Annotated in this window: 1 protein-coding gene; it reads right to left on the minus strand. The window is 68.5% G+C overall.

Annotation, left to right across the window (positions count from 1 at the left end; genetic code table 11):
* Positions 1-1,818, minus strand: a 1,818-nt coding sequence (dnaK, locus tag AB0N14_RS39985) for a molecular chaperone DnaK (RefSeq protein WP_366030590.1), incomplete at its 3' end; no start/stop codon positions are given.
* Positions 1,819-1,839: the final 21 nt, after the last annotated feature.

The following is a 1,839-nucleotide window of genomic DNA, read 5'->3' on the forward strand; positions in this document are numbered from 1 at the left end:
GGGACCACTCGCCGCCGCGGCTTCGGCCTGGTGGGCGGCGAGCCCGGCGTAGACCTGCTGGAGTTCGGAGATCAGCGGCCTGACCTTGCCCACTCCGGCCTCGTTCTTGACCGCGTCGCGGGCATCGGACACGAGCATCTCGGCGCGTGCCTTCTCGTGCGCGGGCGCTGCGTCGCCCAGTTCGGCGAGGCGCTTCTCGACCTGGTACGCGACGGCGTCGAGCTCGTTGCGGGCGTCGACCGCCTCGCGCAGGGCCTGGTCCTGGCCCCGGTTGCGCTCGGCCTCCTGGACCATGCGCTCGACCTCACTGCGGTCCAGGTTGGAGCTCTCGCTGATGGTGATGCCCTGTTCCTTGCCGGTGTCCTTGTCGCGCGCGCTGACGTTGAGGATGCCGTTGGCGTCGATGTCGAAGGTGACCTCGATCTGTGGTTCGCCCCGCGGCGCCGGCCGGATGTCGGTGAGCTGGAACCGGCCGAGGACCCGGTTGTCGGCGGCCAGCTCACGCTCGCCCTGGAGAACGACGATGTCGACGGCCGGCTGGTTGTCCTCGGCGGTGGAGAAGGTCTCACTGCGCCGCACCGGGATGGTGGTGTTCCGCTCGATGATCTTCGTCATCACTCCGCCGCGCGTCTCCACGCCCAACGACAGCGGGGTGACGTCGAGCAGCAGGACATCCTTGACCTCGCCCTTGAGCACCCCGGCCTGGATCGCGGCGCCCAGGGCCACGACCTCATCGGGGTTCACGCTCATGTTGGGGTCCTTGCCGCCGGTCAGCCGGCGCACCAAGGCCTGGACCGCCGGGATACGCGTGGAGCCGCCTACGAGGATGACCTCGTCGATGTCGCTCTCGCCGACCTTGGCGTCGCCCATCGCCTGCTGGACCGGACCCAGGCAACGCTCCACCAGGTCGCCGGTGATCTGCTCGAACGTGGACCGCATGATCGAGTCGGTGAGGTGCTTGGGCCCGGAGGCGTCAGCGGTGATGAACGGCAGGCTCACCTGCGTCTGCGTCACCGAACTCAGCTCGGTCTTGGCCTTCTCCGACGCCTCGAACAGCCGTTGCAGCGCCTGCGGGTCCTTGCGCAGATCGATGCCGTTCTCCTTCTGGAAGTCGTCCGCGAGGTAATCCACCAGACGCCGGTCGAAGTCGTCGCCGCCCAGGTGGCTGTCACCCGCCGTGGAACGCACCTCCACCACGCCGTCGCCGACGTCGAGGATGCTCACGTCGAAGGTGCCACCGCCCAGGTCGAAGACCAGGACGGTCTCGTGCTGCTTCTTGTCCATGCCGTACGCGAGGGCGGCCGCCGTCGGCTCATTGATGATCCGCAGCACCTCCAGCCCCGCGATCCGTCCGGCGTCACGGGTCGCGGTGCGCTGCGCGTCGTTGAAGTAGGCGGGCACCGTGATGACCGCCTCCGTGACCCGCTCCCCCAACTGCTTGGAGGCGTCGTCGGCGAGCTTGCGCAGCACCAGGGCGCTGATCTCCTCAGGCGCGTACAGCTTGTCACGCACCTTGAAGCGGGCCTCACCGTTGTCTCCCGGGACGACGTCGTACGCCACCGCCTTGGCCTCGTCGGAGATCTCGTCGAAGTGCCGGCCGATGAACCGCTTGGCCGAGTAGATGGTGCCCTTGGGGTTGAGGATCGCCTGGCGCCGGGCCAACTGGCCCACCAGACGCTCGCCGGTGTCGGTGAAGGCCACCACGGACGGTGTCGTGCGGTTGCCCTCACTGTTGGGCACCACGGACGCCTCACCGCCCTCCCACACGGCGATCACCGAGTTGGTCGTGCCCAGGTCGATGCCCACTGCCTTGGCCATGAGGAACTCCTCCCGGTGCGG

The organism is Streptomyces sp. NPDC051104, from assembly GCF_040682835.1.
Lineage (GTDB): Bacteria > Actinomycetota > Actinomycetes > Streptomycetales > Streptomycetaceae > Streptomyces > Streptomyces cynarae.